The 2,594-nt window shown below is 36.1% G+C and carries 3 protein-coding genes (1 of these 3 only partly in view); all 3 read left to right on the forward strand.

Annotated elements, in window-relative coordinates; all coding sequences use genetic code 11:
* The first annotated feature begins 53 nt into the window (after positions 1-53).
* Positions 54-911: a signal peptidase I gene (gene lepB / locus EDM02_RS00430; protein WP_123662191.1), complete on the forward strand. Its 858-nt coding sequence runs from the start codon at positions 54-56 to the stop codon at positions 909-911.
* A 274-nt stretch (positions 912-1,185) separates the two neighbouring features.
* Positions 1,186-1,686, forward strand: a complete 501-nt coding sequence (locus EDM02_RS00435) for a PD-(D/E)XK nuclease domain-containing protein (RefSeq protein ID WP_123662193.1) — start codon at positions 1,186-1,188, stop codon at positions 1,684-1,686.
* Positions 1,687-2,064: 378 nt separating this feature from the next.
* A protein-coding gene (locus tag EDM02_RS00440; RefSeq protein ID WP_123662195.1) for an AAA family ATPase crosses the window boundary here: on the forward strand, positions 2,065-2,594 show its 5' portion. It continues 52 nt past the right edge of the window; 530 of the gene's 582 nt are visible here — the first part of the coding sequence; the start codon lies at positions 2,065-2,067; its stop codon lies beyond the right edge, outside the window.

The following is a 2,594-nucleotide window of genomic DNA, read 5'->3' on the forward strand; positions in this document are numbered from 1 at the left end:
CTTATGTTGACTGGATTACATTGCCTCAATACCGCTTGCCTGGTTTTAGCAAGGTGCAACGAAATGATATTATTGTATTTAACACGCCATTAGGTACTGAACCGCTTGATTTACGCGAATATTGGATCAAGCGTTGCATTGCAATTCCTGGAGACGTAGTACGTATAGATCATAAGCAACTTTATGTTAATGATAAGCTGGCTGATACATGTGATACGATTCAATATCGTTACTTTATGAAAACGAAACGAAAATTATCTTCTGCTTTTTTTGAAAAAAATGATATTATCGTTGAGAAAAGTGCTATCAGTCATCCAGATATATCTATTGTTTCTGGCCATGAGGGGTATATTATTTATGCTACACCCAACAAAGTTAAACAACTTACTACTATTCTTCCATCCTATATACAGTCTGTGGAACCAGTAGAAGATGAAGAAATACAGCCTAATAACTATCCCAGTAGTATGTTATGGGATGATACCAAAGGTGCTATGGATCCCCTTACTTGGCATAAGGGTAATTTTGGTTTGCTGGTGCGTACAGTTTTAGGTTGGACGAAGGATAATTTTGGCCCCCTTACAGTTCCTAAAAAAGGAATGTCTATTCACATGGATGAGAAAAACATCCTATTGTATGGTCATGCTATAGCAAATTTTGAGGGAAAAAAAACTATAAAATTCACGCAGAAGGAGTGCTGGATAGATGGTCAACAGGTAAAGCAATATACTTTTGTTAAAAATTATTATTTCGTGATGGGAGACAATCGAGATCAGTCTAAGGACTCTAGATTTATTGGATTTATTCCAGAAGAACATATTACTGGAAAGGCAATTATGGTTCTGTTATCTTCAAGAAAAAAAAGTTTGTTCAGTGGTATCCGTTGGAACCGATTGTTTCATATGGTCTAAAATAGTAGAAAAAAACGGGCTTGTCACAATATTTCTTGCTACTTTTTGTTTCATCAAAAAATAACCCAAAAGTAAAACATATTTTCTCCAATTCTAAATTTGCACTTAACAATAGCAGTTCCATTGGGGGATCACCATACTTAAGAAAAAGCTTACTCAACCACTTTTCTCTTACATTTTTTTCTTTTAAATTTTGCTAAATTCATAAAAAAGCAGCTGTTACCTTCTTTTTGTGTTAGGCAGCCTATATGTCCCATTTCAAATTCTTTCCATTATGACCCATGTATCTACGCANTTAAACATAGACAGCTCTAAATACTATTCCTTTGTTCACTTATTACCAGCTGGCCATATAGAGACCTTTAAGGAGCAATTGCAAACATTGCTGTATCGTGCTACCAGTTTTTTCCAAACAGGAAGCACCAAAGCAGAACTATTTTACAGTGGCTTTATGTTGGGCATGTTACATATGTTGTGTGCTGACTATAGCATAGAAAGTGAAAGGGAAACAGGCAGTGGTCGGGCAGATATGCTTTTAATACCTCAAGTAGGTAGGAATGATAATGCACTGATCATAGAATATAAAACAACTAAAACGTTAGAAAACTTGGATGCGGTAGCCCAAGCAGGTTTGGCCCAAATCATCGCTAAACAATACCATACTAAGGTAAAAACCTATCCTCATGTAAGAAAGATTACCAGCATTGCGTTAGCTTTTTGTGGCAAAGAAGTAACCTTAGCTTATCGGGTGGATGAGGTAAATGTGTATAGGTAGTAATAGATGTTTGTATCCGTTCAGTGATTTTACTAAGCCATTTAAACTTTCTTAACTATTTAAATAGCGTAACGAATGGCCTCAGTTATTTTGGTGCACCCATGTAATATTTGTTCCATAAGGCTGCTTTTGTAGGTAAATTCTTACAAGGATACACAATTATAATATATTCCACAATAGTCTGGGACTAAATACTTTTGATTCCTGATGTTAGAGGAGCAGACTCCACTGGGGGATCACTACACTTAAGAAAAAGCATATGCAACCACTTCCCTCTCAATTTTTTTCTTTTAAATTTTGCTAAATTCATAAGAAAGCAACTGTTACCTTCTTTTTGTGCTAGGTATCCTATACGCCTCATTTCAAATTCTTTCCATTATGACCCATGTATCTACACATTCCCGCATCCGAACGGGAACCGATGACTTTTATGACCTATTAGTAAATAGTGATGTATTTGTAGATAAAAGCTTAATGATTCAGGCCTTACTAGATGAGCCTAGTAAGGTAATACTGATTACCCGTCCCAGACGTTGGGGTAAAAGCTTGAACATGGATATGCTGCGCAAGTTTTTTGAAATTGAGGTGGATCAGACAGGAAAGCCTTTAGCTGAAACAGATCGTGTCAATCAGAAGCTATTCTTGGGTGGAGCCATTGATTTAAAATTAGCAACGGGAAGAAAAAAAATACTGCAAAAGCTTAAAATAGCAGCTTGTACAGATATTATAAATGAATATCAGGGGCAATTTCCAGTCATCTTGCTTAACCTGAAAGATGTTAAAGGAAGTTCTTACCAAGAAATCGAGAAAGGCATTAAAGATCAAATTATAACATTATTTTCCTGCCATCGTTATCTAAGCGTACATCTAGCAGCACCAGGGGGGGTACTGGATAATGCTCAAAAAGA

Source organism: Candidatus Cardinium hertigii (genome assembly GCF_003788695.1).